The following is a 24,886-nucleotide window of genomic DNA, read 5'->3' as shown; positions in this document are numbered from 1 at the left end:
TCGGCGCACGGCCTGGCGCTCACGCGGGTCGACGTGCGGGTCGCGCGGGTGGGGTGAACCCGGCTCACTGACGGACGGGAGGCCCGTGGCGACACCGCCACGGGCCTCCCGTCCGACCTCCGGTCGCGTCCTCAGCGCACGCGGTGCGTCCCCGGCCGCCGCTCGGCGACCTCGAGCACCACGACGATCGCGGCGACGAGCAGTGCAGTCGCGACGAGGGAGACGTCGGACGCCGCGATCGTCGCGAGGATCGCGACGGCGAGCACGACGACGATCGCGTTCCACCCGGCGGACAGCGACGGCCGGAGTGCGAGCGCCCAGATCGCGAGCACGAACAACGCGACCGGGACGGCCACGGTCGCAGCGACCGTGGCGTGCGACAGGTCGGCCTCGCCGGCGTCCGCGCTGACCGCGACCTCGATCCCGGCCGGCAGCGCACCCGCGGCGGCGAAGACGAAGTAGTGGCCGTAGCCGAACACGAGCGCGCTCGGCAGGTTCCGGATGTGGTCGTGCTGCTCGCGCGAGAAGTAGATCCACCAGAGTCCGGCGACGATGACGAGCCCGGCCGCGGCCAGCACCAGCAGCGACGCGAGGTGGTCGGCCTGGGCGATGCCGTCGATGACCGCGTTCGCCGAGGCGACGAGTCCTTCGCCCAGCACGATGAGGGTGAACAGCGCGTACCGCTCGGCGATGTGGTGCGTGTGCCACGGCGTCGTCTCGCCCGTGCCCTCGGCGATCGGCGGAACGAGGACCTCGAGCAGGACGAGGACGGGGAACGACCACGCCGTCGATCCCTGCGGCAGCGCGAGCATGCCGACCCAGAGCGCCTGCACGACGACGATGCCCACGGCGTACCGGAGTGCGGTGCGACGGTACCGCGAGGACGACACGGCGACGCGGAGCCACTGCGCCACCATCGCCAGGCGCATCACCACGTAGCCGATCACCGGGACCGTGAAGTCGCCCTCGGTCATCGCGGCGTGCACCCCGGCGGCGAGCACGAGCACGCCGGCCATCTGCACGAACGTCGTGATGCGGTACAGCCAGTCGTCGGTGTCGAACGAGGTCGCGAACCAGCTGAAGTTCAGCCACGCCCACCAGATGGCGAAGAACACCATGGCGTACGCCACCACCGCGGAGCTGACGTGCCCCTCGGTCTCGATCTCGTGCAGGTTGGTGGCGGCGAAGCCCACCGCGACGACGAACACCAGGTCGAACAGCAGTTCCAGGGGGCTCGCGGCACGGTGTCCCTCGGCGGGGTCGCGGGGCGCCATCCGGCGCAGTCCGATCGTCGTCACCCGGCATGCCTACAGGACGAACGGCCCCGGGCGGTACCCGAGGCCGTTCGACGTGCAGGTGCGTGGTCCAGCAGACGGCCGGCCCGCGCCGCTCAGTAGAAGTTGCTCGCCTGCGAGTGCGCCCACGCCGAGCACGGGGTGCCGTACGCGGCACTGATGTACTGCAGGCCCCACTTGATCTGGGTCGTGGCGTTGGTCTGCCAGTCGGAGCCGATGGTCGCCATCTTCGAACCGGGCAGCGCCTGCGGGATGCCGGTCGCCCCGCCGTTGGCGTTGACGGCCTGGTAGTCCCAGCCGGACTCCTTGGTCCACAGGTTGTCGAGGCACTGGAACTGGTCGGAGCCCCAGCCGTACTCGGAGGACGCCAGCGAGGTCGCAGTCGCCTTGGCGCCTGCGACGGTGTTGCCCGCCGCCAGCTTCTGGGCGGCTTCCGCTGCTGCTGCGGCGGCCCGCTTCTCGGCGGCGGCCTTCGCGACGGCGGCCGCCTTCGCGTCGACGTCGCGCTTGTCCTGCGCGGCGCTGGCCTGCGCGACGTGCGCGGTCGACTCGACGGTCGACGAGATGCGCGTCGTGAGCGCGGCGCCGGACAGCTCCGGGTAGTCACTGAGCGCGTCGATGTGCTGCTCGAGCGAGGCCGTGTCGGTCTTGGCGTTCGCCGTCGTCATCACGGTCTTCGCGGTCGAGATGGTCGCCGCTGCCTGGGCACGGTCGAGGGCGGTGCCGCGCAGGGCGGGCTGGGCCGTCGCGGACGCGCTCGCGGTACCCGTCGGCATGCCGAGCGCTTCACCGATGGCGGGCTGGGTGCCGATCGTGAGGGCACCGCCGGCGACAGCGAGGACCGCGGCGCCGCCGACGATCAACGTCGCACGGTGTCGGAGCGCGCGGTGGCGGAGGGCGCGGCGCACGCGCCGGCTGGGGGAGTTCAGGGCCTCACGTCGGGTCGAGGCGGTGGTGGTGGGGAGGTCGGGGGTGTGTCCTGGCATCGGTTCCGGTGGTCGGGCGGTTCGTGGTGCGGGACTCCGGGCTGCGCGGCACGTCGGGGCCGGTGAGCGATGCTGCGCGCGTCGAGGTGCGCGGAGCATGGGGGAGTCCGGCGAACCGGGGAGGACCGGACGGTGGTGTGGGGCCCGTCCGTCCGCCGCGACCGGCCCTGGGGAGGCCGCCGTCGGGCGAAGCCGACACGATGACTCGTCAGACTGGACGACGCGTCCAGGATCGCTGGCAGAACCGTCCGTCCACCCATTGGTAACGGTTCGGTAACGGCCCGTTCGGACCTAGAACGTGTGAGGTTCCTGGGTGCGGTCGCCCTGGGCGACGCGCTCGAGGGCATCGAGCGCTCCGGCGATCGCGGTGACGTCGGACTCACCGAGCTCGGCGATGAGCTCCGCGACGATCCCGGTGCGGTCCGAACGTGCCCGTTCGACCGCCGCGATGCCCTCGTCGGTGGCCGACACCATGAAGGCACGGCCGTCCCGGGGGTCGGCTTCGCGCTCGATGAAGCCGCGCTGTTCGAGCTCGGTCAGGATGCGGGTCATCGTGGGCTTCGTGACCACCTCGATCCGCGACAGGTCGCCCGGGCGCAGGGGTCCTTCGCGCTGGATGGTGGCGAGTGCGGACACGATCCCGTACCCGAGCGAGGCCGAGTCCGTCCGTGCGCGCCGGTTGATCCGTCCGACCGCCGCAGCCAGACGTGCGGCGACCTCGGTACGGTCCGTCGATCGAGGACTCATGTGCTGCTCCGGGTGGGCGATCGGGTGGTCGCCAGCGATGCTATCGGCTCGCCGGATCCGCAGTCTGGGAGCGTCGCGCGCGTCGGTCGCGGGTCCGGACGGGGTGTCCGGGAGGCCCGTGGAACGCGGACCGCCCGCCTCGCGTGCGCGAGACGGGCGGGTTCCTGTACGGGGGTACAGCCGGACTCAGTGCTTCTCGCCCGGCAGCTGGTGGATCGCCTCGGTCGCGAGCTCGGCGGCGACGTTGTCGCCGGACTCGGTCGCGGTGCGCAGCCGACGGAAGTCCGCGGTCATCCGGTCCCAGTCGACGAGCTCGTCGAGGTTCGGCAGGCGCAGGCGGAACGCCAGGCCGTCCATGGTGTCGCGGCACACGCGCTGCAGGTTCTCGTTGCCGCACTCGGCGACGTAGAGCGCGAACACGTCGAGCGCGTCGTGGTTGACCGCGGGGACGTCGTGCGACTCGAGCTCGGCGATCGTCGTGTCGATCTGCGTGAGGATCTTCTTCCGAGCGCCGGCACCGAGGCGGGGGACCGCCAGTCGGACGACTCCGCCGAACAGCACCCCGAGGGTCTGCATCGCCTCGATCACCTCGGTGGGCTGGGGTGTCGTGACGCGCGTGTACCGGTTCGGCGCCATCTCGATGAGGCCGGCGCGGGAGAGCTGGCTCAGCGCCTCGCGGATCGGCGTGCGGGAGACGCCGAGCCAGGCGATGAGCTCATCGTCGTTGAGCCGCTCGCCGGGGACGAGCGTGCCGTCCATGATCGCATCGTGGATCTTGTGCCGGACGGTGTCGCGGAGCAGCTGGTGCTCGGTCGGGGCGCTGCGGGGGACCGGCATGCGTTCTCCTTCGATCGGGGCGCGGTCAGTGCACGCGCACCGATCAACGTACCTGATATGAGACCGGCGTTCCGCTCGGCTCAGCGCGTGTCACCGGTCGCCCGCGCGCCCGCGTCCAGCAGCCGGACGGTGACCGGGTCCTCCGCCCCGCCGTACCACCGGTCGAGCACCGCTGCGAAGGGCTCCGGGCTGGTCGCGGCCCGGGCGAACAGCGTCATCGAGGACCGGAGCTTCAGGGCGTCCGTCCCACCGAGCAGCGCCTCGGCCGACGGGGCCGGCGCCGCCGCGGCGACGGTCGCGGCGGTCCGGAGTCGGTCCCCGAGCACCGGGTGTGCGAGGTACGCGCGGGCCTCGGTGAGCCCGCGCACGCCGTAGCGCTCGGCGGTGGCGCTCCGTCCGAGACCGGCGAGCTGCGGGAAGACGAACCACATCCAGTGCGAGGTCTTCCGTCCACGCCGCAGCTCGGCGAGGGCGTCGTCGTGCACGCCGTCCTGCGCCCGCACGAAGCGGTCGAGGCCGTCCTGGGCGGCATCGTCCGTGGCGTGGTCGCTCACCGCACGACCCCGCCCCAGGCGTACCGCACCGTGGTGCCGTCGACGACGAGCAGCGAGTCGGGTGGCCGATCGAACAGCCCCGGCATGCCGACGGCGTCGGGCAGGTCTCCCTCGAGCCGGTCGAGGTGCGCGGCCCGCACGGTGAGCGGCGGGTGCTGTCGCTGCCAGAACAGCGTCTGGGCCAGGTACCGGGCGTGGATGCCGGCGCGGGTGGTGAGTTCGGCGGCCAGTGGCGTGTCGACGACGTCACCGGCGGTGACCCGGATCGAGGCCGCGTGCCGGGGTCTGGCCGTGCCCGAGGGGCGTTCCTGCCGCAGCGACCGCGCCCAGCGCACCGGGTGCAGTGCACGTGCGGGGTGCCGGACCGACCGGTGCGCGACGACCTCGCCGCGGCGGCGCGACCGGGAGTGCGCGAAGGTGTACGGCACGCCGAGCAGCGCGTGTGCGGCCACGATCGCCGGCACGTTTGCGGTGTCCACGGTGCGGTACGCGACCCCGCGCCGGCCCTGGTCGTCCACGGTCAGGACCTCGATGGTGACCTCGGTCATGCGGCCGAGGCGGCCGGCGGAGGGGAACGGCGGCACCCGCGTCTCGTGGAAGACGTAGGCCGTGAGTCCCACCCAGGCGCTGCCGTCGACCACGTCGGGACGTGTTCCCCGCGGGACGAGTCGCGCCAGCGAGCCCGGGTCGTGTCGCCAGTGCGCGAAGACGACGTCGTCCCACGCGTGCTGGGTCACCGGCCGGTGCAGCAGCGGTGCGGCCGCACGGGTCCAGGACGGCTGGGTCACCGCTTCGGTGCGTGCCGACCCACGCGCACGGCCCACAGGACGAGCGGGGCCTGCAGCGGGAGCCGCAGCACGGAGACGAGCCGCATCGCCCGGGTCGACCGCGGGCTGTCGAGCAGGTCGTTCGCCATCTTCACGTTCGCGGGGAAGACCGCGGCGAACAGCGCAGCTGCGGCCCACCCCGAGGCCCGGCGAGTGGCCGGGAACGCGAGTCCGGCGGCGATGCCGAGTTCGGCCACGCCGGACGCGACCGTCGTCAGCCGCGGTGGCAGTGTGTCCGGCACGATCCGGTCGTAGTGGCGCGGCTGCAGGAAGTGGGTGACGCCGGCCCCGCCGAGCAGCACCGCGAGCAGTGTGGCAGTCCGGGTGGCTCGTCTGATCCGCTCACGTCGTCGCATGCCCCCATCGTGCTCGCCCGTCCTCGGAATCAGGTCAGTGCGGTCGCGACGAGGTCGAGGACCGCCGCCGCCACCTCGGCCTTCGTGCCCGACGTCTCGCGGACCACCTCGCCGCCCGGCACCAGGACCTCGATCGCGTTCTCCTCGCGCTCGAACCCGGCCGACCAGCCGACGTGGTTCACGACGAGCAGGTCGGCGGGCTTGCGGGCGATCTTCGCGCGGCCGAGTGCGATGCGGGCGTCGCGGTCGGGTTCGGTCTCGGCGGCGAACCCGACGATGACCTGCCCGGTGCGCCGCGCCGCCACCAGGTCGGCGAGCACGTCGGGGTTCCGCACCAGCTCGAGCGTCATCCGCTCGCCCTGGGCGTCCTTCTTGAGCTTCTCGGCGAGGACCTCGGCCGGCCGGTAGTCGGCGACGGCAGCGGTCATCACGACGACGTCGGCATCGACCGCCGCGGCGTGCACGGCCTCGGCGAGTTCGAGCGCTGACCCCACCGGCACGACGGTCGCGTCGATGCCCGCGGTCAGGCCGGCCTCGACGTTCGCGGCGACGACGGTGACGACGGCACCGCGCGCTGCGGCGTCCGCGGCGATCGCCAGGCCCTGCCGACCGCTCGACCGGTTGCCGACGAAGCGCACCGGGTCGAACGGCTCGCGGGTGCCGCCCGCGCTGACGACCACGCGGACGCCGGACAGGTCGCCCTGCTCGCCACGGGCCCCGGCGCCGGACTGCGTCCCCCCGTCGGTGCCGGCGCGACGCCCTGCCGCCGCACCGGCCGGGCCGTCCAGCACGGCGAGCGCGGCGGCGACGATGTCCTCGGGTTCCGCCATCCGGCCGATGCCGGCGTCGTCGCCCGTCAGAGCGCCGACCACCGGTCCGACCAGGTGCACGCCCCGCTCGCGCAGGACGGCGACGTTGGCCCGGGTCGCGGGGTGCTCCCACATCTGCGGGTGCATCGCCGGCGCGACGACGACCGGGGCGTCGGTGGCGAGCAGCGTCGTGCCGAGCAGGTCGCTCGCCAGGCCGTTCGCCATCCGTGCCAGGGAGTCCGCGGTCGCCGGGGCCACCACGACCAGGTCCGCGCGGCGGCCGAGGGCGACGTGGCGGACCTCGGAGACGTCGTCCCAGACGCTCGTGGTGACGGGGTTGCGGCTGAGCGCCTCGAGCGTCGGCAGCCCGACGAAGCGCAGTGCCCCCTCGGTCGGGACGACGTGCACCTCGTGCCCGCGCTTGACGAGGTCGCGGACCACGCCGACGGCCTTGTAGGCGGCGATGCCCCCGGTGATCCCCACGATGACGGTCAGGGTGCGCTCTGCTGCTGCGTTCACGCCGCTCACGCTACCGGGGGCACGTGCGAGGATCGACGGCATGTGCACCGTCGTCGTCCGCGTCGACCCCGGGTCCGCGTGGCCCGTCACCGTCCTCGCCCTGCGGGACGAGTCACCCGAGCGTCCGTGGGACCCGCCCGCTGCGTGGTGGCCCGATCGCGACCCCGGGGTCCGCGGTGTGCGCGACCGTGCCGCCGGCGGTGCGTGGCTCGCCGCCTCGGACCGCGCCGGACTGGCGGTCGTGCTCAACCGCGGCGAACCGGTGCCGAGTGTCGACGGCACGTGGACGACCCGCGGCGTGGTGCCGGTCGACGCCGTCGCCGACGACCTGTTGCCCGGACACGACGGCACGCTGCCGACCACCCGCGCGTTCAACCTGGTGCGGGCGACCGCCGACGGCGCCGCGGTCCTGACCTGGGACGGCACACGGGTCCGCACGACCGAGCTCGGCCCCGGCGTGCACATGGTGACGCACGGCGAACCGGACGACCCGGCGGCACCGCGCATCGGACGGTGGCTCGAGGCCTTCCGTGCCGCGGACGCCCCGGTCGGGCCACCGGTGCTCGGGCCCTTCGACGAACTCCGGACGGTGGACGCGGGCGACGACGCCGGAGACGGGTGGGGCGGCTGGTTCGGGGTCCTGGCCGAGTCCGCTGCGCTGCCGAGCGACCACCCGGACGCGATCCTCCGCGACGCGCACGAGGCCGAGGGGCACATGACGACACTGTCGATCGTCGCCGCGGCGATCGGTCCGGACCGCACGGTCCTGCAGCACGCCCGCCTGACCGAACCCGGACGGCTGGACGGGTCGGTGGAGCTGCACCGCGCCTGACGCGGGCGGCCCGCCGGACGGACCACGGGCCTCCCGGCCGCGCCCCGAGCCCCGCGCTCAGAGGGGCGGCCGTGTCCCGGTGAGGTCCTCGGCGACGGCCCAGAGCGAGCGGGCGAGGTCGGCGCTCCGTGCCGACCCGGGGATCGAGACGGCGGTCGTCGGTCCGGTCAGACCGAAGGGCCGGCCGGGCCGTAGTAGGCGCCGCCGACCGCGTTCGGGCCGACCACGGCGTAGAGCAGCGGCTCGGTGCCCTGCTCGACCGCCTGGGTGAAGGGGAGCGCGCGGTTGCTGGGCCGCACCGGCTTGGCGCGTCCGAGCGAGCGCCCGGCCGACTGCAGGTTCGTGCGGGTGTAGCCGGGGTGCGCCGCGGTGCTGACGAGGGGGACGTCCGCCTCGACGGTCAGTCGGTGCAGGTGCAGCGCGAGGAGCAGGTCGGCGAGCTTGGACTGGCCGTAGGCACGCCAGCCGTTGTACCCGCGTTCCCACTGCAGGTCGCCGAAGCGGATCCGGCCGGGGATCGCGGCGAGGCTCGACATCGTCGTGACCCGCGGTGTCTCGGCGCGCAGCAGCGACGGCAGCAACAGGTTGGTCAGCGCGAACGGGCCGAGGAAGTTCGTGCCGAACTGCAGCTCGAACCCGTCGACCGTCTCGAAGCGCTTCGGCGGCGCCATGACCCCGGCGTTGTTCACCAGGACGTCGATCGGGCGGTCCTCGCCGACGATGCCGTCGGCGAAGCGGCGCACGCTCGCCAGGTCCGCGAGGTCGAGTTCGCGCACCTCGACGTCGGCGTTCGGGTGGGCTGCGCGGATCTCGGCCGCGGCGGCATCGCCCTTCGCGGTCGTGCGCACGGCGAGCACGACGCTCGCGCCGGCGGCCGCGAGACGGGTCGCGGCTTCCTTCCCGGTGCCACTGTTGGAGCCGGTGACGACGATCCTGCGTCCGGTCTGGTCAGGGAGCTTCGGCATGCGGGCGACCGTACACGCGGGCGCTGGCCGTGCTGGAGGGCCGGCCTGGCCCTGCTGGCCCGATCGTGGTAGTTTGATGCAAACGCATGAAAGTGCGACCAGGAGGAACCATGAGCAACGCATTCGGCACCGACCGCCCCTCGGACGTCCCGCCGCCCGCACCCGAGCGGATCGGCCCCGTGGAGCTCGGCATCGACACCTTCGGCGACGTCACCGAACTCGCCGACGGCAGCCTGAAGTCCGACGCGCAGAGCATCCGCGACGTCGTCCCCCAGGCCGTCCTCGCCGACCAGGTCGGCATCGACTTCATCGGCGTCGGTGAGCACCACCGCGCCGACTTCGTGGTGAGCGCACCCGAGGTCGTCCTCGCCGCGATCGCCGCCTCGACCTCCCGCATCCGGATGGGCTCCGCCGTCACGGTGCTCTCGTCGGACGACCCCGTGCGCGTCTACGAGCGCTTCGCCACCGTCGACGCGATCTCGGACGGCCGCGCCGAGGTCATCCTCGGGCGCGGCTCCTTCACCGAGTCGTTCCCGCTGTTCGGCCACGAGCTGTCCGACTACGAGGTCCTGTTCGAGGAGAAGCTGCAGCTCTGGGCGGCCCTGCGCGGTGGCGACGCCGTCACCTGGTCCGGCACGAAGCGCGCGAGCCTGGTCGACCAGGACGTCTTCCCGAAGCTCGAGCACGGTGCCATCCCCACCTGGATCGGCGTCGGTGGTTCCCCGCAGTCGGTCATCCGTGCGGCGTCGTACGGCCTGCCGCTGTTCCTCGCCATCATCGGCGGGCAGCCGGCGCAGTTCGCCCCGTTCTCGCGGCTGTACCGTCAGGCGCTCGCCCAACTCGACCTGCCGCAGCAGCCCATCGCGATGCACTCGCCGGGCTTCGTCGCGGCGACCGACGAGGAAGCCGCCGAGCGCTACTGGCCGTACCACAAGGCCGTCACCGACCAGCTCGGCCGGGAGCGCGGCTGGCCGCCCCTCGACGTCGCCGGGTACCACGCGGGCCTGTCCGCCGGTGGCTCGCTGTACGTCGGGTCGCCGGAGACCGTGGCGCGGAAGATCGCCCGGAACATGCGGATCCTCGGCGCCTCGCGGTTCGACATGCGGTACGCGACCGGTCGCCTCCCGCACGAGGACATGCTGCGGTCCATCGAGCTCTACGGCACCCGGGTCGCGCCGCGCGTGCGCGAGCTGCTCGCCGAGCCCGTCCCCGTCCCGTAGGCGATCACCCCGGCGGGCCCACCCGCGAAAACGACAGATCGCCGCGGAACGTTCGCGGCGATCTGTCGCTTTGGCGCACCTGTCGGCCGGGAGGCGCGGGCCGGCTCCGTCGGTCCGCCTCACGGGCGCGCCGGGTACGGTCCACGGCATGCCGTCACGTCCCAGCACCCTCCCGTCGAGCGCCGGTTCCGCGGCCGGATCATGGGCGTCGGCACCACGTCGGGCGTCCGGATCGTCGTCGGGATGTGGGACCGCTCGCCCTTCGGGGCGTTCACCGACGTGTTCCTCGAGCTGCCCGACGGCACCAGCGTGCTGCTCGCGCCGGACGAGATCGTCGCCGCCTACGTCTCCGGCACCTACCGGTTCGACACCGTGTCCGTGGTCGACGTGCGGGCGCGACGGACGGCCCGTGGCCTGGAGCTCGACGCCGGCGCGCTGCAGGTGTCGGTCGACGTCGGCACGATCTCACCGCTCGGCCGGGTGCTGCGCGTGGTCCCGAAGCCGATCGCCCGCGACCCGCGGTGGCTCGCCGCGATCGACCCGATCGCCCGGCTCGTCGCTCCCGGATCCGGCACCGCCGGCTCGGCTGGGAACGGCCGCCGCGAGTACTACGGCGTGACCGGGGCGCACGACGTCACCGGCGTGCGCGGGACCTGGGCGGGGAGCCCCTCGGCACCCTGGCGCCGCTCGACCCGCCCGTGGCGTTCGGCTTCGCCTCGATGCCGCGGGTGCCGCAGGTCGTCGACGTCGAGACCACCATCCGCGAGCCCGCCTGACGCGTTCCGTGCGGGTGCACCTTCCGACGATCCACCACCGGATCGACTCGTGGAGTGTCGCTCGTTGCGCATGCATCCGGTGCGTGTGCATGTTCCGACGATGCACGCGGTGATCGTCTGGTGGAGTGTCGCTGTGTGCGGACGCATGGAGTGCGCCGGACCGGGTGCGGGCACTGCGGACCGGCCACCTGCGTGACCGGACGTGTCCGGGGAGTCGGCACGGGCCTCCCGGTCGGGGTGGTGCTGCCGTGTGCCGGACGCGCCCAGCGTCGAGGGGCACACTGGCGGGAACGGTACGGCCCCGCCGGACCCGCGGTCGAACGTCGGGACGGGTGGGGCGCACGACGCAAAGGAGCATCATGACCGACACGCAGACCGACCAGCGCGCCGCCATCTCGGACATCGTCCACGGCGCCCACACGGCCCTGTTGACGACGGTGAGCGAGGACGGCCAGCTGCACGCCCGGCCCCTCGCCGTGCAGGACAAGGCGTTCAACGGGACCCTCCGCTTCCTGGTGCAGGACGGCAGCGAGAAGGTCGACGACATCGCCAGGAACCCGCACGTCAACGTCTCCATCGAGTCGCAGGGCGGCTACCTGTCCATCGCCGGCACCGCCACGGTCACGCAGGACAGCGCCGTGATCGACGAGCTGTGGTCGCCGTTCGCCGAGGCCTGGTTCCCGGACGGTCACGACGACCCCTCGATCCGACTCCTCACCGTGTCGGGTGACTCGGTCGAGTACTGGACGCAGGACACCGGCCCGGTCGGCAGCCTCGTGCAGACGCTCAAGGCCGCACTCGGCAAGCAGAGCCAGCCGGACACCGGGGACCACGGGACCGTCGAGCTCTAGGCGCGGGCGGGGCGGGGCGGCTCGATCTGACTCCGAACGACGGGACCGATGTCGTACGACGTCGATCCCGTCGTTCCGCGTCGGAGCTGTCGTCGTGCCGGGGCCGATGCCGGGGCCGCTGCCGGCGTCGCCGCTACGGGGGCCCGAGCAGCCAGAGCACCGCGACGAGCACCGGCTGCCCGGCCAGCGCCGCGGTGACGAAGGTCCACCGCATCCACGGCTTCGCGACGAGCTCCGGCGAGCCGAACAACGGCGCCAGGGGCATGAGCAGCCGCGGGGTCGAGGCCATCGGCAGCGACACCGCGAAGATGTAGAGCGCGTAGGCGGCCGAGTACAGCACGGTCGTCGACCCGAGCCGCTTCGTCGACCGGCGGAGCAGCCAGATCGGGAACCCGACGAGCAGGAACACCACGATCAGGATCCCGCCGACGCCGAGCCAGCGCCCGGCGATGAGGAACCACGGCGACAGCGGCACGAAGTCCACGCGGCCGATGAAGTTCACCCACCACGACATCTCGGTCTCGAGGTAGGCGTTCGGCGTGCCGGTGACGTGCGACGCGATGACCGGCCACGCGAGGCCCGCCGCCACCATCACGGCACCGGCGGCCACGACCTGCACCTGCTCGCGGAGCGGGAAGGTGTCGAGCACCCGCCCGGTCTCACGACGAGCCCGGACCCACCGCACCAGGGCGATGACCCCGAGCACGAGCGGGACGGCCAACGCACCCGGACGGGTGAAGGCAGCAGCGACCCCGAGCACGGTGAGCAGCCCGTACCGGCGACGCTCCAGGGCGAGCAGTGCGCCGAACGTGAGCGCGAGGAACATGCTCTCCGCGTACCCGACCTGCAACAGGAACGACAGCGGCCCGCACGTGAAGAAGAACACCGCCCACATCGCGGCGGCGTTGCCCGCACGGTCGCGGACCAGGCGGTGCAGCAGGTAGGTCGCCACCAGCCCGGCCAGCACGGAGATGAGCGGGGCACCGACGGTGAACGGCAGCCCGGTCGAGGCGGTGAGCATCCGGATCGTGAACGGGAACGCCGGCAGGAAGGCCCAGGCGTTCTGCGCCACGTTGCCGACGGCGTCGAGCGGCAGCACGTCGGGGTACCCGTGTAGCGAGATCTGCTCGTAGTACTGGCCGTCCCAGGCGGTGAGGAACGCCGTGAAGCCGTGCCCGTTGCCCCAGATGGCGTTGTCCGGCATCGCCCGTCCGATGAGCGGGTACGCGAGTGCCAGCCACAGCGTCGACACGATCCGGCCGCCGGTCCAGACGAGCAGCACGGCCGCCCACGCCGGCAGGGAGGTGACGGTGTCGAGTGCGCGACGCCTTCCGGTCGAGGCAGTCCCGGTGACCGCGCCGTCGAGCCGGCTCATGCGCGTGCTCGGCGCGAGCCCGCGCGCGCTCGGCGGCGTTCGGGCAGGGATGACGGCACCCGGCCAGGGTAGTCGCCCTCCACCTGGGTGGTCGGTGCGGCACCCCGGACGGGAGGCCCGACTCGCGTTCTGCAATGCGGAATGCGCGGGTCGGGTGGTCGGCCCCACCGCGTGGCGTCCGCCTAGCCTGGAGTCTCCGCCGACGACCGACGAACCCCAGGAGCAACCGTGCCGAACCCCACCGCGCCGAAGACCGCCATCGTGACCGACGACGCCCCGAAGCCCGCCGGGCCCTACAGCCAGGGCATCGTCGTTAACGGCTTCATCTACACCGCCGGGTTCGGCCCGCAGGACCCCGCCACGGGTGCGATCGCCGACGACGTGGCCGGTCAGACCGCGCAGGTGCTGGCCAACGTCGCAGCGGTCCTGGCCGAGCACGGTGCCACCCTCGACGACGTCGTGAAGTCCACGGTGCACCTCGAGCACTCCGACCGCGACTTCCCGGCCTTCAACGAGGAGTACGCGAAGCACTTCTCGCAGCCGTACCCGGTCCGCACCACCGTGCAGTCGCACCTGGCGAACATCCTGGTCGAGATCGACGTCGTGGCGGTGCTGCCGAGCGCTTCGTGACGTCGGCGCAGGCTGTGTGAAGCCTCACCGAGGCGCCTCGCCACGCTGGATCACCGACCCCCGGTGCCCGCTGCTCCCTGCTCGTGGTCGATCCGGCCCGAGTGGCGACGCAGCCCGGCCCCGGGGGTCGCGTGCGTCAGGGCGCCCTCGGCCAGCACGGGGACACCGGCGACGAGGACGTCGTCGATGCCCTCGGCCAGGCGCATCGGTTCGTCGTAGGACGACCGCGCCGCGACCCGATCGGGATCGACGACCACGAGGTCGGCGACCGCCCCGACGGCGACCGCGCCACGTCGGCCGAGGCCGAGCCGATCGACTGCGGTGGTGGACAGGTGCCGCGAGGCCTCGAGCCACGTCAGGAGCCCCGTGCGGGCGAAGTCCTGCAGGTAGCGGGCGAACGTGCCGTACGCCCGCGGGTGCGGGTGGGTTCCCACGAAGATGCCGTCGGACCCGGCCGTGTGCCCGGGCAGTCGGAAGAGCGGCGCGAGGTCGTCGGCAGTCCGGGGACGGGGCACGCGCATCACGGCGGTGACCTGCAGTGCCGAGTCGACCAGGACGTCCAGGGCCAGGTCCACCGGATCCGTCCCGGTCGCCTCGGCGGCGTCGGCGAGGGTGCGGCCCTGCAGCGCGTGGAACTCGGCGGCGGGCACGTGCGACAGCGTGATCTGCTCCGCCCAGCCGGTGCCGAGGTCGGCGCGGGACAGCACGCGGTCGAGCACGGCCGCCCGGACCGCGGCACGACCTCGTCGTCGGCGATCGCGTGGGCGAGGTCCTCGGTGCCGGGGCGGGCGAGGGCCGCGGGCAGCAGCAGCATCGACAGGATCGTGCAGCCACGCGAGTACGGGTAGGCGTCGAACGACATCGGGGCGCCCTCGGCCTCGAGCTCGGCCAGCGCGGTCACCGCGAGGTCGACGGGCGCGTGCAGGTGGGAGACGTGTGCGCGGACGCCCGACGCGTGGACGATCTCGGCGATCTCGTCGAGGCCGGCGCGGGCGTTCCCCTCGTAACCGCCGCGCATGTGCGAGACGTACAGCCCGTCGACGGCAGCGACCTCGGTGCAGAGCGCAGCGAGTTCGGCGGTGCCGGCGAACAGGCCGGGGACGTAGTCGAGCCCCGTCGCCAGGCCGACCGCACCGTCCGCGAGGCCGTCGCGCACGAGCTCCCGCATCGCGGCCAGCTGTGCGCTGTCCGCCGGCTCCGGGTCGTCGCCCATGACCTGGTGCCGGACCGTGCCGGCGGGCACGAGCGTCGCGACGTTGATCGGGGTCGTGCCGTCGTAGGTCGTCAGCAGGCCGTCGACCCCGCCACCGCGGTACGTCGGGTGCGGACCGTCGATGGCGGCGAAGGAGGTGTCGGCGTACGAACCGTCGCCCGGTGCCGGCCCGACGCCGTCCTGTCCGGTCACGATCGTGGTCACGCCCTGGCGCAGGAGCGCGAGCTGCACGCCCTCGTCGAACACGAGCGACCCGGCGTGCGAGTGCGCGTCCACGAAGCCCGGCAGCACCAGGCGTCCGTCGCAGTCGATCACGTGCGCGTCGGCAGGGGCGTCCAGGTCGGCACCGACGGCGCGGATGACGGCGTCGGCGACGAGGACGTCGGCGTGCACCGGGGCCCCGTCCGCACCGAGGACCGATCCGCCGCGCAGCAGGACGCCGCCGCTGGTGGGCTGCTCCCCGGTCATCGGTCGAGCGCCGCGACGAGGCGGCCGGCCCGCTCCCGCAGGGCGTCGAGGTCGCCCGAGGTCAGCGCGTCGCCGACGAGGGGTGACCCGAGTCCGACGGCGACCGCACCGGCGGCCAGGTAGTCCGGGGCGTCGTCGACCCCGATGCCCCCGGTCGGGATGACGTCGACGAAGTCGAGCGGTGCCAGGACCTGCTTCAGGAACGCGGGGCCGCCGAGCTGTGCCGCCGGGAAGACCTTCACCGCACGGGCGCCGAGCCGCCACGCGCGGACGATCTCGGTCGGGGTCGCGGCGCCGGGGTACCAGCCGAGGCCACGCTCGTGCGCGCGCTCGCCGAGTTCGGCGTCGAGGTGGGGACTGACGGCGAACGAGGCACCGGCAGCAGCGGCCTCGTCGAGCTGGCGGACGTCGAGCACCGTGCCGACGCCGATGGACGCCGCGGAACCGTACCGCTCGACCGCCCACGCGATGCCCTCGCGCCAGCGCGGGGTGTTCGTGGTGATCTCGATCGCCGTCACGCCGGACTCGACCAGGGTGGCGATGACGTCCTCGACGTGGTCGCCGGTGCCGCCGCGGAGGATCGCGATCGCCGGACCAGCCTGGTGACGGTGCCGTGCGGCGGCGTGCTGTTCGGTGCTCGTGGTGTCGTTCGTCATGCTGCGCTTCCTCGAGTGGTGGTGTTCAGCGGACACGGTGTCGTCGGACACGGCGTCAGCGGTCGACGTGGTCGTGCACGGTGTGGTCGGTGTCCGACGGATCCGGGGCGTGGTGCAACGCGGCCGGGTCCGGTCGGCGCCAGTCGCTCTCGACGGTGCAGGCGAGGGCGCCGGCGTCGGCGGCCCGGTCGAGTGCCTCGGCGGCGTCCGCTCCGCCCAGACTCGCCGCGAGCCAGCCCGCGACGAACGCGTCACCGGCACCCACCGGGTCGACGACGCGCACCGGGGTCGCGGGCCGACGCACGAACACGCCGTCGATCGACGCCACGGCGCCGCGGGAGCCGAGCTTCACGACCGCGCGGCCCCGTGCCAGCGCGGCGAGGTCGTGCGCGAGCGCTTCCTCGTCGTCGTCCTGGTCGTCGCGGCCGAGCACGAGCCGGGCTTCGTCGTCGCCGGCGAACACCACGGCGGACCGTGCTGCGACGGCCCGGTACCGGTCTCGTGCAGCGTCGGCGCCGATGAGCTTCGGCCGGTGGTTGACGTCGAACGACACCGGCACACCGGCGGCGGCCGCCCGGTCGAGCGCTGCGGTCACGGTGTCGTGTGCGGACTCGGAGAGTGCCAGGGTGATCCCGGTGACGTGCACGAGCGCAGCGGTCTCGACGATGCTGCCGGGCAGGTCCGTCGCGGCCAACGCCGAGCCGGCCGAACCACGGCGGTGGTACGTCACCCGGGTACGGCCGTCGAGCAGCCGCTCCTTCATCATGATGCCGGTGGAGCGCTCGGCGTCGGGGACCGCGAGCACGTCGACGCCCTCGCCACCGATGTCGGCGGCCACCCGGTCGCCGGCGGGGTCCGTGCCGACCCGACCGATCCACGTGGCCGGAACCCCGGCGCGGACCAGGCCGATCGCGACGTTGCTCTCGGCTCCGCCGGTGTCCACCCGCATGTGCTCGAGGTCCGGCACTGCGCCGACGTCGCGCCCGGTCAGGAGCAGCATCGTCTCGCCGAACGTCAGCACCGAGCCGGTCACCGCGCACCCCGCGCGAGGGCGAGCTGCGCCGACGAGGACCCCAGCGCGACCGAGATCTCGTGGGCGGTCCGCACGACCCCGTCGCCGAGTTCGCGGACCGCCGCTGCGGGGAACCGGGAGGCCAGCCCGGAGATGCTCATCGCGCCGACCACCTGGTTCGCGTGGTCGAACACCGGGGCGGCGACGCACCGGATGTCGGGCTCGTTCTCGCGGTCGTCGATGCCGTACCCCCGTCCGTGCGTGCGGTCGACCTCGTGCCGCCAGCGGTCGTCGTCGGTGATGGTGTGCTCCGTCATGACCTGGGCCGGTTCGGCGAGCACCCGGTCGAGCAGCTCCGGTTCCCCGAACGCGACGATCGCCTTGCCGGACGCCGTGTTCCGCATCGGCAGGCGGTTCCCGATCCGGGAGCCCATGCGGACGGTGCCGCGGGTCTCGACCTTGTCGACGTAGACGATGTCGGTGCCGTCCGGCACGACGAGGTGGCACGTCAGGCCGGTCTGCTCCGCCGTCCGACGCAGGAACGGCGCCGCGGCGGAGCGCAGGTCGATCCCCTCGAGGTAGCTCTGCCCGAGCAGCAGGGCGCCGAGGCCGAGCGTGAAGCCGGCGTCCGGGGTTCGGCGCAGCAGGTCGTTCTCGAGCATCGGGGCCGTCAGGCGGAGCACCGTCGACTTCGAGGCGCCGAGCTCGGCGGCCAGCACGGACAGGCTGACGGACACCGCGCCGCTGCGGGTCCGGTCGGCGATGCAGTCGAGCAGGCGCAGCCCGCGACGCAGGGACAGTGCGGCGTTCCGGGCAGGACCGTCGCCGTCCGTCGGCACCGGGGCCGCGGTGGTCGCGCGCATCAGAACCACGTCGCGATCGTCCGGAGCACGGTGTCGTCGTCGGCGAGGACGTGCACCTGCCGCCACTTGTCGAACACCGTGCAGGGGTGCGAGATGCCGAACACGACGACGTCGCCGGGCGTCAGCTCGGGGGCACCGTCCGCCATCGCGAGGTAGCAGTGCTGGTCGTCGAGGCGGGTGACGGTGACCGCCCCGGGCGGCGGGACGACCTGTGGGGCGCCCACCGGGCCTCCTGGCAGGGCCGGCCGCACCGACCGCACCACCGGCAGCCCTTCGTCGAAGGAGATGTCGCGCTTGCCCACGGCGACGAACGCGAGCCCGGGCTCCGGGCAGGACGTCACGCGTCCCCAGACCTCGATCGCGGCGACGAGCGAGCCCTCGGCCGGGTGCCGGCCGAACGGCGTGCGCTCGGCGTAGAAGCCGTCGTCGTGGGTCAGGTACGCACCCGACCGCAGCAGCACGTCGAGGTCGTCGGTGCGGGCTGCCACGGCGTCCACGACGGCGTCGAACCAGGCGCTGCCGCCCATGCTGAGGAGCCCGCGACCGTCGACGAGCCCGCGGACGTCCTCGGCGACGTCGAGCACGCCGGCGACGTACTCGCGCGCAGCATCGACGCCGGGCAGTCCGCCCTCGTACCCGGAGACACCGCGGAGCACGAGCCCGGCGTCGTGGGCGAGCAGCGCGAGGGCACGCGCGTCGTCGGGGAGCGGACCCCGGTGCGCCCGCCCGGGAACCCGAGCTCGACCAGGACGTGCAGTTCGCCGGCGACGCTGCCCTGTGCGGTGACGGCGGCGGTGACGCCCGCGGCGGAGTCGACGTAGCAGAGGACGTCGGCGTCCGGGGCGACCGTGCGCCGGGACGCGAGCCAGGCGAGGCCGGCGGGGTCGAGGACCTCGTTCGCGACCAGGATCCGGTGGACGCCGTGCTCCCACGCGACCATCGCCTGCTGGACGGACGCGACCGTCACACCCCACGCTCCGGCGTCGATCTGCCGCGCGGCGAGGTCGGGCGCCATGTGCGTCTTCATGTGCGGCGCGAACAGCAGCCCGTGGCGGTCGACGTAGGCCTGCATGACGGCGGTGTTGTTCGCCAGGGCGGACTCGCGCAGGGTCATCACGGGCAGGTGGGCGTGGTCGAGGACGTGGTGCGGAGTGCCCGTTGCCGGGTCCCAGGCGCCCTTCGTGGTCACGGTCCCGGTCGTCGTGTCGGCGTCGGTCATCGGTGAGCCTCCTGTCGTCGCGCAGCCTCCACGCTCCCGCTCGGCGGACCCGCAGGGCAACGCTGTGGTGCGGATCATTCTGCAATGCACAACACGATCGCGGAACCTCCTGACACGATCCCCCCGCGACCCGGCACCGGGCATAGCCTTTGACGCGACATGGCGACGACGATGACGACACCCAGACGGCGGACGGGCAGCACGGCGGTCGCCGTGCTCGTGGCGGGGACCTTCTTCATGGAGCTCCTCGACGGCACGATCCTGGCGACGGCGGCGCCCGCGATGGGACGCGACCTCGGCGTCGACTCGGCCGCCGTCGGCGTCGCGATCACCGCGTACCTGGTCACCCTGGCGGTGTTCATCCCCGTCTCGGGCTGGCTCACCGACCGGATCGGGTCCCGCACCGTCTTCGCGGGCGCGATCGCGCTCTTCACGATCGCGTCGGCACTCTGCGCGATGTCGACCGGCCTCGTCGACCTGACGCTCTGGCGCATCCTGCAGGGGCTCGGCGGTGCGCTCATGGTGCCCGTCGGCCGCCTCGTGGTGCTCCGGAGCGCCGGCCGCGAGCAGCTCGTCACGGCGATCGCGATCCTCACCTGGCCCGCCCTGGCCGCGCCGATCATCGCCCTGTTCATCGGCGGCGTGCTCGTCGACACCCTGACGTGGCACTGGATCTTCCTGATCAACATCCCGCTCGGCGTCATCGCGTTCGTCGCCGCGCTCGTGCTCGTCCCGCAGGAGCGCGCCGCGCAGCGTGTGCCGTTCGACTGGTTCGGGTCGCTGCTCGCGTGCTTCGGCCTCGGGTCGCTCGTCGTGATGGCGTCGCTGCTCGCGCTCGACGTCATCCCGGTCCTGGCCGTCGTGGTGTCCGGTGTCGTCGGTGCCGTCTGCTGCTGGTTCGCGATCCGGCACTTCCGCCGGGCGCCGCACCCGATCATGGGGCTCGAGGCGTTCCGGCTCGAGACGTTCCGGGTCTCGCACGCCGGCGGCAGCCTGTTCCGCCTGGCGGTCTCCGCGGTGCCGTTCGTGCTCCCGCTGCTGTTCCAGGACGCCTGGGGCTGGAGCGCCGTGCTCGCCGGGTCCGCCGTGCTGTGGGTCTTCGTCGGCAACCTCGGCATCAAGCCGATGACGACGCCGTTCCTGCGCTGGTTCGGCTACCGCCCGGTGATCATCGTGTCGAGCGCGATCGCGGCGCTGACCGTCGTCGCGATGGCCTTCATGACCGAGGACACCCCGTTCTGGCTGCTCGCGGTGCTGCTCGTCGTGAGCGGAGCCGCCCGCTCCGTCGGCTTCACGGCGTACAACACCATCGCCTTCGCCGACGTCGAGCAGGCCGACATGACCCCGGCGAACACGCTCTCGTCGACGCTGCAGCAGACCGCCGCCGGGTTCGGCGTCGCCGTCGCAGCGGTCGTCATCCGCGCGGCCGGCGGGCTCGGTGGCGACGGCCCGTACACCGTCGCGTTCTGGGTGATCGCGGCGCTGCTCGCCGTCGCGTGCGTCGAGGGCATCCTGATGAGCCGCACAGCGGGGACACCGTCCGCCCCGCCCGCCGGGTCCGCGCCTGACCCGGGAGGTTCCGCGCAGCCCACGACTGTCCGTTTCCGTCACGGTCACACGCGCGAAACCCGACAGGCGTTACAGTCTCAGCATCCGTTTGCGAACGCCGAGTACGGTTGCCGCGGCAGGGTGACCCGGACCACCCGGACAGGAAGGCAGCATGGCCGCGCCAGAACAGCAGAGCACGATCGCCACCGACGCAGGCGTGCCGCCCACTGCCCTCCGGGTCGTCAGCTACAACCTCCGCGAGCACACCGCGAACGGTGAACTCGCCGCCCTGGCCGAGGCCTCAGACGCCGACGTCCTCTGCGTGCAGGAGTGCGACAGCAACGACCTGGCCCCGTCGATCGGTGGGCTGTCGCTCGCCGCGTCGACCCGCACGAACCGCCTCGGACTCGCCATCTACAAGCGCGACGACCGCTTCGAGGTGCAGGACTTCAGCATCCACTCGCTGCAGAAGTCCCTGCACGACCGGGTCCTCGCACCCGCGCACGAACGGCTCATCGCGATGCACCTGCGCGACACCGAGGCTGACGCCGAGGTCGTCGTCGCCTCGTTCCACGCCCTCACCGCTGACCGCGACGAACTCCCTGCGTCGCAAGCAGATCGAGGCGGCGCACCAGTTCCTCCGCGAGCTCGCGAAGGACGTCCCCGCGGTCATGGTCGGCGACTTCAACTACCCCTGGTTCCAGACGAACCTGCGCCGGAAGATCGAGCAGGGCGGGTTCGCACTGTCGCTGTCCGACCAGCCGACGTACCTGCGCTACCGCAAGTTCACGGGCCACTTCGACTTCGCCACGAGCGTCGGGCTGCACATCGCCGGCGTCGAGACCCTGCCGGCGGGCATCTCGGACCACCGTCCGATCCTGGTGCGCGCACACTACGAGCACCCCGGAGCGACCGGCACGATCGAGACCGTGGAGTCCCCGGCCGCCTGACCCGCGCGCCCCCGAGCGCGCCCCGCCCGTCCCGCTGCTCCCGAGGTTCCGAAATCTCGGCATCTCGGCGCTCGCAGCGGGCGTTCGTGGAACCTCGGCGGATCGCATGCGGCGAGTCGTGGAACCTCGGCGCCGGACCGAGCCGAGACAGCATCGAGCGGCGCCCAGGCCCCGTCCCACCAGGCCCCGTCCCACCCGGCCCGTCCCCGCCCCGCCCGCCCGGGGCCCGTCCCGGCCCCCGCCCCGCCCGGCCTGCTGCCCCCCGACACTCCGAGATTTCGGAACCTCGGGGGCCCCAGCGGGCGTTCGTGGAACCTCGGCGGAAGGCATGCGGCGAGTAGTGGAACCCCGGCGGACGTGAGCGGCGCGTCGTGGAAGCCCGAGACCGCTCGGCGGACGACGCGGGGTGCGCCCGCAACGCGGAACGCACTGGAGGCCCGGCGCCGGTTCCAGGAACCGGCACCGGGCCTCCAGGCAGTCACGACCACGGCACGTGCCGAGGTCGCAGCACACGCCGCGCGCGGCGCGCCCGCGTCAGCGACGCAGGGTCGCGCGCGCCAGCCGGTTGCCGACGAACTGGCCGAGCTGCACGATGACGACGATCGCCGCCACCGAGACGTACACGATCCACCAGTCGTACCGCTGCGATCCGTAGGTGATCGCGTACTCACCGAGTCCACCGCCGCCGATCAACGCACCCTGCGCCGTCATGTCGACGATGCCGATGTAGATGAACGTGTAGCCGAGGATGAGCGGGCCGAGGCCCTCGGGGATCAGGACGGTCAGCAGGATCGAGATCGGGTGCGCACCCGATGCGCGAGCCGCCTCGACGACGCCGGGGTCGACCGCGAGCAGGTTCTGCTCGACGATGCGCGACACCGCGAAGGCCGCGGCCAGCGAGATCGCGAAGGTCACCGCGGGCACGCCGATCGTGGTCTGCACCACGACGCGCGACAGCGGGGCGATCGCGGCGAGGAAGATCACGAACGGGATCGGCCGGACCAGGTTCACGACGACGTTGATGATCGTGTACGCGGTGCGGTTGCCGAGCAGGTTGCCCGGACGGGTCGCGTAGAGCAGCAGCCCGAGGGCGAGCCCGATGACGCCGGCGATGACGAGTGACACGAGCGACATCACGATGGTGTCGCGCATGGCGGCGAGGAAGACGTCGAACGTGTCGATCACGCTCTGGAACGAGTTGTTCACGCTGCTGCCTCCTCGTCGGTCGTGACGCCGTCGGCGCGCAGGGCGGCGACGGCGCGGTCGATGGCGTCCGGTGCACCAGCACCAGCACCGGCACCGGCACCGGCACCAGTACCGGCAACCCCGCCGGCCGTCAGCTCGTACGTGAGCGAACCGATCCGACGCTCGCGGATCTCACCGACCCCGCCGTAGACGAGCTCGGCGGTGACCCCGGCGGACCGGAACACCGCGTCGATCCGGTTCTGCAGCCCGGCCTCGTCGGTGATCTGCACGGTCACCAGTCGCCCGGGGTGGCGTTCCCGCAGGCGAGCGAGCGTGTCGACCGAGGGGCGGTCGTGCAGCGCGGTACGGACGAACCGCTGCGCAGCACCCGTCTTCGGCGCGGAGAACACGTCGTAGACGTCTCCGACCTCGACGACGCGACCCTGCTCCATCACGGCGACGCGGTCGGCGATCTGGCGGACGGCGTCCATCTCGTGCGTGATGACGATGATCGTGACGCCGAGTTCCTTGTTCACCCGGCGGAGCAGCCCGAGCACCTCGGACGTGGTCTCCGGGTCGAGGGCGCTGGTGGCCTCGTCGGCGAGCAGCAGGTCGGGCGACGCCGCGAGGGCCCGCGCGATGCCGACGCGCTGCTTCTGACCGCCGGACAGCTGCTCCGGGTAGGCGTGGGCGCGCTCGAGGAGGCCGACGAAGTCGAGCAGCTCGGCCACGCGACGGTCCCGCTCGTCCTTCGGCACACCGGCGACCTTGAGCGGGTACGCGACGTTGCCGGCGATGGTGCGGGACCGGAACAGGTTGAACTGCTGGAAGATCATCCCGATGTTGCGACGCGCCAGACGGCGATCCCGCTCGGGGATCGCCGTCAGTTCGCTGCCCGCCACGGTGACCGTCCCGGAGCTGGGCAGCTCGAGGGCGTTCACCAGGCGGACCAGGGTGGACTTGCCGGCACCGGAGTACCCGATGACGCCGAGGACCTCTCCCTGGTGCACGTCCAGGGAGACGTCCTCGACGGCCACCACGGTCTCGCCGGTGTCGGCGCGGCGGTAGTGCTTCGAGACGCCGCGGAGTTCGACGAGGACCGGCACTACTCCGCTGCCGCCTTCGCGTCGGACTCGACCGTGGTGAGCGCCTTCTGCAGCGAGGCGGCGCTCTCGTCGCTCGGGACGGCGTCCGGGTAGTCCTTCGCGAAGACCTTCTGCACGGCCTCGTCCTGGAACAGCTTCGCCAGGTCGAGGTACGTCTTGTTGGTCTTGTCGGCGTCGCGGACGGCGAAGACGTTCACGTACGGGGCGGCGGAGGCGCTCTTCGGGTCGTCCTGGAAGATCGCGTCCTTGGTGTCGAGCCCGGCCGAGGTGGCGTAGTTCACGTTGACGATCGCGCCCTCGACGGAACCCTGCTGCAGGGCGTTCGCGGTCTGCGAGGCGTCGAGCGTCTGCACGTCGACCTTGTGCGAGGTGATGTCGGCCGTGGTCGAGAAGGCGTTGCCGCCGTCCTTGAGCTCGAGCAGGTCAGCGGCCTGCAGGACCAGGAGCGCACGGGCCTCGTTGATGGCGTCGTTCGGGATCGCGACCTTCGCGCCGTCCTCGAAGTCCGCGACGTCGGAGACCTTCGTCGAGTACAGCGGCAGCGGGTAGACGGCCGTCGCGCCGATCGGCTGCAGGTCGTCGTCCGAGGTGACGTTGTAGTTCGCCAGGTACTGGATGTGCTGGAACTGGTTGATGTCGATCTGCTTGTCCTTGAGCGCAGGGTTCGGCAGCGAGTAGTCCGAGAAGTTCTGGAGCTTCACGGTGACGTTGAGCTGCTCCTTGGCGGCCTTCACGTAGGTGTTCCAGTAGGGCAGCGACTTGTCCGAGACACCGATGGTGACGGTCTTCGGCGCAGCGTCACCGGCGGCAGCGCCACCACTGTCGCCACCGGAGCGCACGACTCCGACGATGACGGCGACGACGATCGCCACGACGACGATGACGGCGGCGATGATCCAGCCGATCGGGCGCTTGCCCTTCGGCTTCTCGGGCAGTGCGGGGGCTGCGGACATGCTGGTGCTCCTCGTGGGCCGTGCTGTGCGGGGGAGCCGCGGTGGTCCGCGGCGTGGAGTCGAGTGTGACGGGCGTGCGTCCCCGGTGCGAGTTCCGTTCCGCCGTGTTACATCGCCGTCACGGGGTGCATTGG

Annotated in this window: 26 protein-coding genes and 1 pseudogene; 7 read left to right on the top strand and 20 right to left on the bottom strand. The window is 72.7% G+C overall.

Going from position 1 to position 24,886, the window contains the following annotated elements; genetic code table 11:
- Window positions 1–131: 131 nt before the first annotated feature.
- The 8 genes from ACZZ0J_RS06945 to ACZZ0J_RS06910 all read right to left on the bottom strand — a co-directional run bounded on the left by ACZZ0J_RS06945 (window position 132) and on the right by ACZZ0J_RS06910 (window position 6,906).
- A complete protein-coding gene (locus tag ACZZ0J_RS06945) occupies window positions 132–1,298 on the bottom strand; it encodes a low temperature requirement protein A (protein ID WP_463435890.1) in 1,167 nt (388 codons plus the stop codon).
- Between the two features lie 92 nt (window positions 1,299–1,390).
- Window positions 1,391–2,281: an aggregation-promoting factor C-terminal-like domain-containing protein gene (locus ACZZ0J_RS06940; protein WP_463435888.1), complete on the bottom strand. Its 891-nt coding sequence runs from the start codon at window positions 2,279–2,281 to the stop codon at window positions 1,391–1,393.
- A gap of 291 nt (window positions 2,282–2,572) precedes the next feature.
- Window positions 2,573–3,028, bottom strand: coding sequence for a MarR family winged helix-turn-helix transcriptional regulator (locus ACZZ0J_RS06935; RefSeq protein ID WP_111084361.1), 456 nt, complete (start codon window positions 3,026–3,028; stop codon window positions 2,573–2,575).
- A gap of 186 nt (window positions 3,029–3,214) precedes the next feature.
- The gene (locus ACZZ0J_RS06930) at window positions 3,215–3,865 is read right to left on the bottom strand and encodes a GntR family transcriptional regulator (RefSeq protein WP_463435885.1); all 651 of its coding nucleotides are present in this window, start codon (window positions 3,863–3,865) and stop codon (window positions 3,215–3,217) included.
- An 80-nt stretch (window positions 3,866–3,945) separates the two neighbouring features.
- A complete protein-coding gene (locus tag ACZZ0J_RS06925) occupies window positions 3,946–4,419 on the bottom strand; it encodes a DUF1810 domain-containing protein (protein ID WP_214547969.1) in 474 nt (157 codons plus the stop codon).
- Entirely contained in the window at window positions 4,416–5,207 is a 792-nt protein-coding gene (locus ACZZ0J_RS06920; protein WP_463435881.1) for a YqjF family protein, read from the bottom strand. Before ACZZ0J_RS06920 ends, ACZZ0J_RS06925 begins: the two co-directional genes overlap by 4 nt.
- A complete protein-coding gene (locus ACZZ0J_RS06915) occupies window positions 5,204–5,602 on the bottom strand; it encodes a DoxX family protein (protein ID WP_123672409.1) in 399 nt (132 codons plus the stop codon). Before ACZZ0J_RS06915 ends, ACZZ0J_RS06920 begins: the two co-directional genes overlap by 4 nt.
- A 29-nt stretch (window positions 5,603–5,631) precedes the next feature.
- The gene (locus ACZZ0J_RS06910) at window positions 5,632–6,906 is read right to left on the bottom strand and encodes a bifunctional phosphopantothenoylcysteine decarboxylase/phosphopantothenate synthase (protein ID WP_214547976.1); all 1,275 of its coding nucleotides are present in this window, start codon (window positions 6,904–6,906) and stop codon (window positions 5,632–5,634) included.
- Window positions 6,907–6,970: 64 nt separating this feature from the next.
- On the opposite strand from ACZZ0J_RS06910, the gene ACZZ0J_RS06905 reads away from it, so the two are divergent.
- Window positions 6,971–7,762 (top strand): NRDE family protein, encoded by a 792-nt coding sequence (locus tag ACZZ0J_RS06905; protein WP_185040916.1) that lies wholly within the window; start codon window positions 6,971–6,973, stop codon window positions 7,760–7,762.
- A 167-nt stretch (window positions 7,763–7,929) separates the two neighbouring features.
- Here the strand turns inward: ACZZ0J_RS06905 and ACZZ0J_RS06900 are convergent, their stop codons facing one another.
- Window positions 7,930–8,727 (bottom strand): SDR family oxidoreductase, encoded by a 798-nt coding sequence (locus ACZZ0J_RS06900; protein WP_463435877.1) that lies wholly within the window; start codon window positions 8,725–8,727, stop codon window positions 7,930–7,932.
- Window positions 8,728–8,837: 110 nt separating this feature from the next.
- Between ACZZ0J_RS06900 and ACZZ0J_RS06895 the strand changes: the two genes are divergently transcribed.
- The 3 genes from ACZZ0J_RS06895 (at window position 8,838) to ACZZ0J_RS06885 (ending at window position 11,574) form a co-directional block, all read left to right on the top strand.
- Window positions 8,838–9,947 carry an LLM class flavin-dependent oxidoreductase gene (locus tag ACZZ0J_RS06895; RefSeq protein WP_463435875.1) on the top strand — a complete coding sequence of 370 codons (1,110 nt, stop codon included), beginning with the start codon at window positions 8,838–8,840 and terminating at the stop codon, window positions 9,945–9,947.
- Between the two features lie 201 nt (window positions 9,948–10,148).
- Window positions 10,149–10,919, top strand: a complete 771-nt coding sequence (locus ACZZ0J_RS06890) for a hypothetical protein (RefSeq protein ID WP_463435873.1) — start codon at window positions 10,149–10,151, stop codon at window positions 10,917–10,919.
- Window positions 10,920–11,082: 163 nt separating this feature from the next.
- Window positions 11,083–11,574: a pyridoxamine 5'-phosphate oxidase family protein gene (locus ACZZ0J_RS06885; protein ID WP_463435872.1), complete on the top strand. Its 492-nt coding sequence runs from the start codon at window positions 11,083–11,085 to the stop codon at window positions 11,572–11,574.
- A 133-nt stretch (window positions 11,575–11,707) separates the two neighbouring features.
- Here the strand turns inward: ACZZ0J_RS06885 and ACZZ0J_RS06880 are convergent, their stop codons facing one another.
- On the bottom strand, window positions 11,708–12,949 hold the full coding sequence (locus ACZZ0J_RS06880; protein ID WP_463435871.1) for a hypothetical protein: 1,242 nt from the start codon (window positions 12,947–12,949) through the stop codon (window positions 11,708–11,710).
- A gap of 228 nt (window positions 12,950–13,177) precedes the next feature.
- Here ACZZ0J_RS06880 and ACZZ0J_RS06875 point away from each other — a divergent pair, with 228 nt between their 5' ends.
- On the top strand, window positions 13,178–13,579 hold the full coding sequence (locus ACZZ0J_RS06875; protein ID WP_463435869.1) for a RidA family protein: 402 nt from the start codon (window positions 13,178–13,180) through the stop codon (window positions 13,577–13,579).
- A gap of 50 nt (window positions 13,580–13,629) precedes the next feature.
- Here the strand turns inward: ACZZ0J_RS06875 and ACZZ0J_RS06870 are convergent, their stop codons facing one another.
- From ACZZ0J_RS06870 to ACZZ0J_RS06840, 7 genes are read right to left on the bottom strand one after another with little or no spacing between them, the layout of a single operon-like run.
- Window positions 13,630–14,154, bottom strand: a complete 525-nt coding sequence (locus ACZZ0J_RS06870; RefSeq protein WP_463435867.1) for an amidohydrolase family protein — start codon at window positions 14,152–14,154, stop codon at window positions 13,630–13,632.
- Complete coding sequence (locus tag ACZZ0J_RS06865; RefSeq protein ID WP_463435866.1) at window positions 14,100–15,260, bottom strand: amidohydrolase family protein; 1,161 nt, start codon at window positions 15,258–15,260, stop codon at window positions 14,100–14,102. The genes ACZZ0J_RS06870 and ACZZ0J_RS06865 overlap by 55 nt, the downstream gene beginning before the upstream one ends.
- On the bottom strand, window positions 15,257–15,916 hold the full coding sequence (locus ACZZ0J_RS06860) for a bifunctional 4-hydroxy-2-oxoglutarate aldolase/2-dehydro-3-deoxy-phosphogluconate aldolase (RefSeq protein ID WP_463435865.1): 660 nt from the start codon (window positions 15,914–15,916) through the stop codon (window positions 15,257–15,259). Before ACZZ0J_RS06860 ends, ACZZ0J_RS06865 begins: the two co-directional genes overlap by 4 nt.
- A 55-nt stretch (window positions 15,917–15,971) precedes the next feature.
- Window positions 15,972–16,949: a sugar kinase gene (locus ACZZ0J_RS06855; RefSeq protein ID WP_214548585.1), complete on the bottom strand. Its 978-nt coding sequence runs from the start codon at window positions 16,947–16,949 to the stop codon at window positions 15,972–15,974.
- Window positions 16,946–17,791 (bottom strand): IclR family transcriptional regulator, encoded by an 846-nt coding sequence (locus ACZZ0J_RS06850; protein WP_123292034.1) that lies wholly within the window; start codon window positions 17,789–17,791, stop codon window positions 16,946–16,948. Before ACZZ0J_RS06850 ends, ACZZ0J_RS06855 begins: the two co-directional genes overlap by 4 nt.
- On the bottom strand, window positions 17,791–18,279 hold the full coding sequence (locus tag ACZZ0J_RS06845) for a type III PLP-dependent enzyme domain-containing protein (protein ID WP_463435861.1): 489 nt from the start codon (window positions 18,277–18,279) through the stop codon (window positions 17,791–17,793). Before ACZZ0J_RS06845 ends, ACZZ0J_RS06850 begins: the two co-directional genes overlap by 1 nt.
- Window positions 18,225–19,010, bottom strand: coding sequence for a type III PLP-dependent enzyme domain-containing protein (locus ACZZ0J_RS06840; protein WP_463435859.1), 786 nt, complete (start codon window positions 19,008–19,010; stop codon window positions 18,225–18,227). The genes ACZZ0J_RS06845 and ACZZ0J_RS06840 overlap by 55 nt, the downstream gene beginning before the upstream one ends.
- A gap of 159 nt (window positions 19,011–19,169) precedes the next feature.
- On the opposite strand from ACZZ0J_RS06840, the gene ACZZ0J_RS06835 reads away from it, so the two are divergent.
- Together ACZZ0J_RS06835 and ACZZ0J_RS06830 are read left to right on the top strand one after the other, a co-directional pair.
- Complete coding sequence (locus ACZZ0J_RS06835) at window positions 19,170–20,837, top strand: MFS transporter (protein WP_463435857.1); 1,668 nt, start codon at window positions 19,170–19,172, stop codon at window positions 20,835–20,837.
- Window positions 20,731–21,508, top strand: a pseudogene (locus ACZZ0J_RS06830) (endonuclease/exonuclease/phosphatase family protein). The gene ACZZ0J_RS06835 and the pseudogene ACZZ0J_RS06830 overlap by 107 nt, the downstream one beginning before the upstream one ends.
- Window positions 21,509–22,042: 534 nt before the next feature.
- On the opposite strand, the gene ACZZ0J_RS06825 reads toward ACZZ0J_RS06830, so the two are convergent.
- Genes ACZZ0J_RS06825 through ACZZ0J_RS06815 form a run of 3 tightly spaced genes read right to left on the bottom strand, consistent with a single transcriptional unit; the run spans window position 22,043 to window position 24,752 of the window.
- Window positions 22,043–22,660 (bottom strand): methionine ABC transporter permease, encoded by a 618-nt coding sequence (locus ACZZ0J_RS06825; RefSeq protein ID WP_111084480.1) that lies wholly within the window; start codon window positions 22,658–22,660, stop codon window positions 22,043–22,045.
- A 50-nt stretch (window positions 22,661–22,710) separates the two neighbouring features.
- On the bottom strand, window positions 22,711–23,799 hold the full coding sequence (locus ACZZ0J_RS06820) for a methionine ABC transporter ATP-binding protein (protein WP_463435855.1): 1,089 nt from the start codon (window positions 23,797–23,799) through the stop codon (window positions 22,711–22,713).
- Window positions 23,799–24,752 (bottom strand): MetQ/NlpA family ABC transporter substrate-binding protein, encoded by a 954-nt coding sequence (locus ACZZ0J_RS06815; RefSeq protein WP_463435853.1) that lies wholly within the window; start codon window positions 24,750–24,752, stop codon window positions 23,799–23,801. The genes ACZZ0J_RS06820 and ACZZ0J_RS06815 overlap by 1 nt, the downstream gene beginning before the upstream one ends.
- Window positions 24,753–24,886 lie beyond the last annotated feature (134 nt).

Source organism: Curtobacterium sp. AC272, from assembly GCF_979258155.1.
This window is presented reverse-complemented; position numbering and strand designations above follow the sequence as displayed.

Coding starts and splice junctions, on each gene's coding strand:
- ACZZ0J_RS06940 (WP_463435888.1), bottom strand. CDS start 2,281: ATGCCAGGACACACCCCCGACCTCCCCACCACCACCGCCTCGACCCGA.
- ACZZ0J_RS06935 (WP_111084361.1), bottom strand. CDS start 3,028: ATGAGTCCTCGATCGACGGACCGTACCGAGGTCGCCGCACGTCTGGCT.
- ACZZ0J_RS06930 (WP_463435885.1), bottom strand. CDS start 3,865: ATGCCGGTCCCCCGCAGCGCCCCGACCGAGCACCAGCTGCTCCGCGAC.
- ACZZ0J_RS06915 (WP_123672409.1), bottom strand. CDS start 5,602: ATGCGACGACGTGAGCGGATCAGACGAGCCACCCGGACTGCCACACTG.
- ACZZ0J_RS06905 (WP_185040916.1), top strand. CDS start 6,971: ATGTGCACCGTCGTCGTCCGCGTCGACCCCGGGTCCGCGTGGCCCGTC.
- ACZZ0J_RS06900 (WP_463435877.1), bottom strand. CDS start 8,727: ATGCCGAAGCTCCCTGACCAGACCGGACGCAGGATCGTCGTCACCGGC.
- ACZZ0J_RS06895 (WP_463435875.1), top strand. CDS start 8,838: ATGAGCAACGCATTCGGCACCGACCGCCCCTCGGACGTCCCGCCGCCC.
- ACZZ0J_RS06890 (WP_463435873.1), top strand. CDS start 10,149: ATGGGCGTCGGCACCACGTCGGGCGTCCGGATCGTCGTCGGGATGTGG.
- ACZZ0J_RS06885 (WP_463435872.1), top strand. CDS start 11,083: ATGACCGACACGCAGACCGACCAGCGCGCCGCCATCTCGGACATCGTC.
- ACZZ0J_RS06880 (WP_463435871.1), bottom strand. CDS start 12,949: ATGAGCCGGCTCGACGGCGCGGTCACCGGGACTGCCTCGACCGGAAGG.
- ACZZ0J_RS06865 (WP_463435866.1), bottom strand. CDS start 15,260: ATGACCGGGGAGCAGCCCACCAGCGGCGGCGTCCTGCTGCGCGGCGGA.
- ACZZ0J_RS06860 (WP_463435865.1), bottom strand. CDS start 15,916: ATGACGAACGACACCACGAGCACCGAACAGCACGCCGCCGCACGGCAC.
- ACZZ0J_RS06850 (WP_123292034.1), bottom strand. CDS start 17,791: ATGCGCGCGACCACCGCGGCCCCGGTGCCGACGGACGGCGACGGTCCT.
- ACZZ0J_RS06840 (WP_463435859.1), bottom strand. CDS start 19,010: ATGACCGACGCCGACACGACGACCGGGACCGTGACCACGAAGGGCGCC.
- ACZZ0J_RS06835 (WP_463435857.1), top strand. CDS start 19,170: ATGGCGACGACGATGACGACACCCAGACGGCGGACGGGCAGCACGGCG.
- ACZZ0J_RS06825 (WP_111084480.1), bottom strand. CDS start 22,660: ATGCGCGACACCATCGTGATGTCGCTCGTGTCACTCGTCATCGCCGGC.
- ACZZ0J_RS06815 (WP_463435853.1), bottom strand. CDS start 24,752: ATGTCCGCAGCCCCCGCACTGCCCGAGAAGCCGAAGGGCAAGCGCCCG.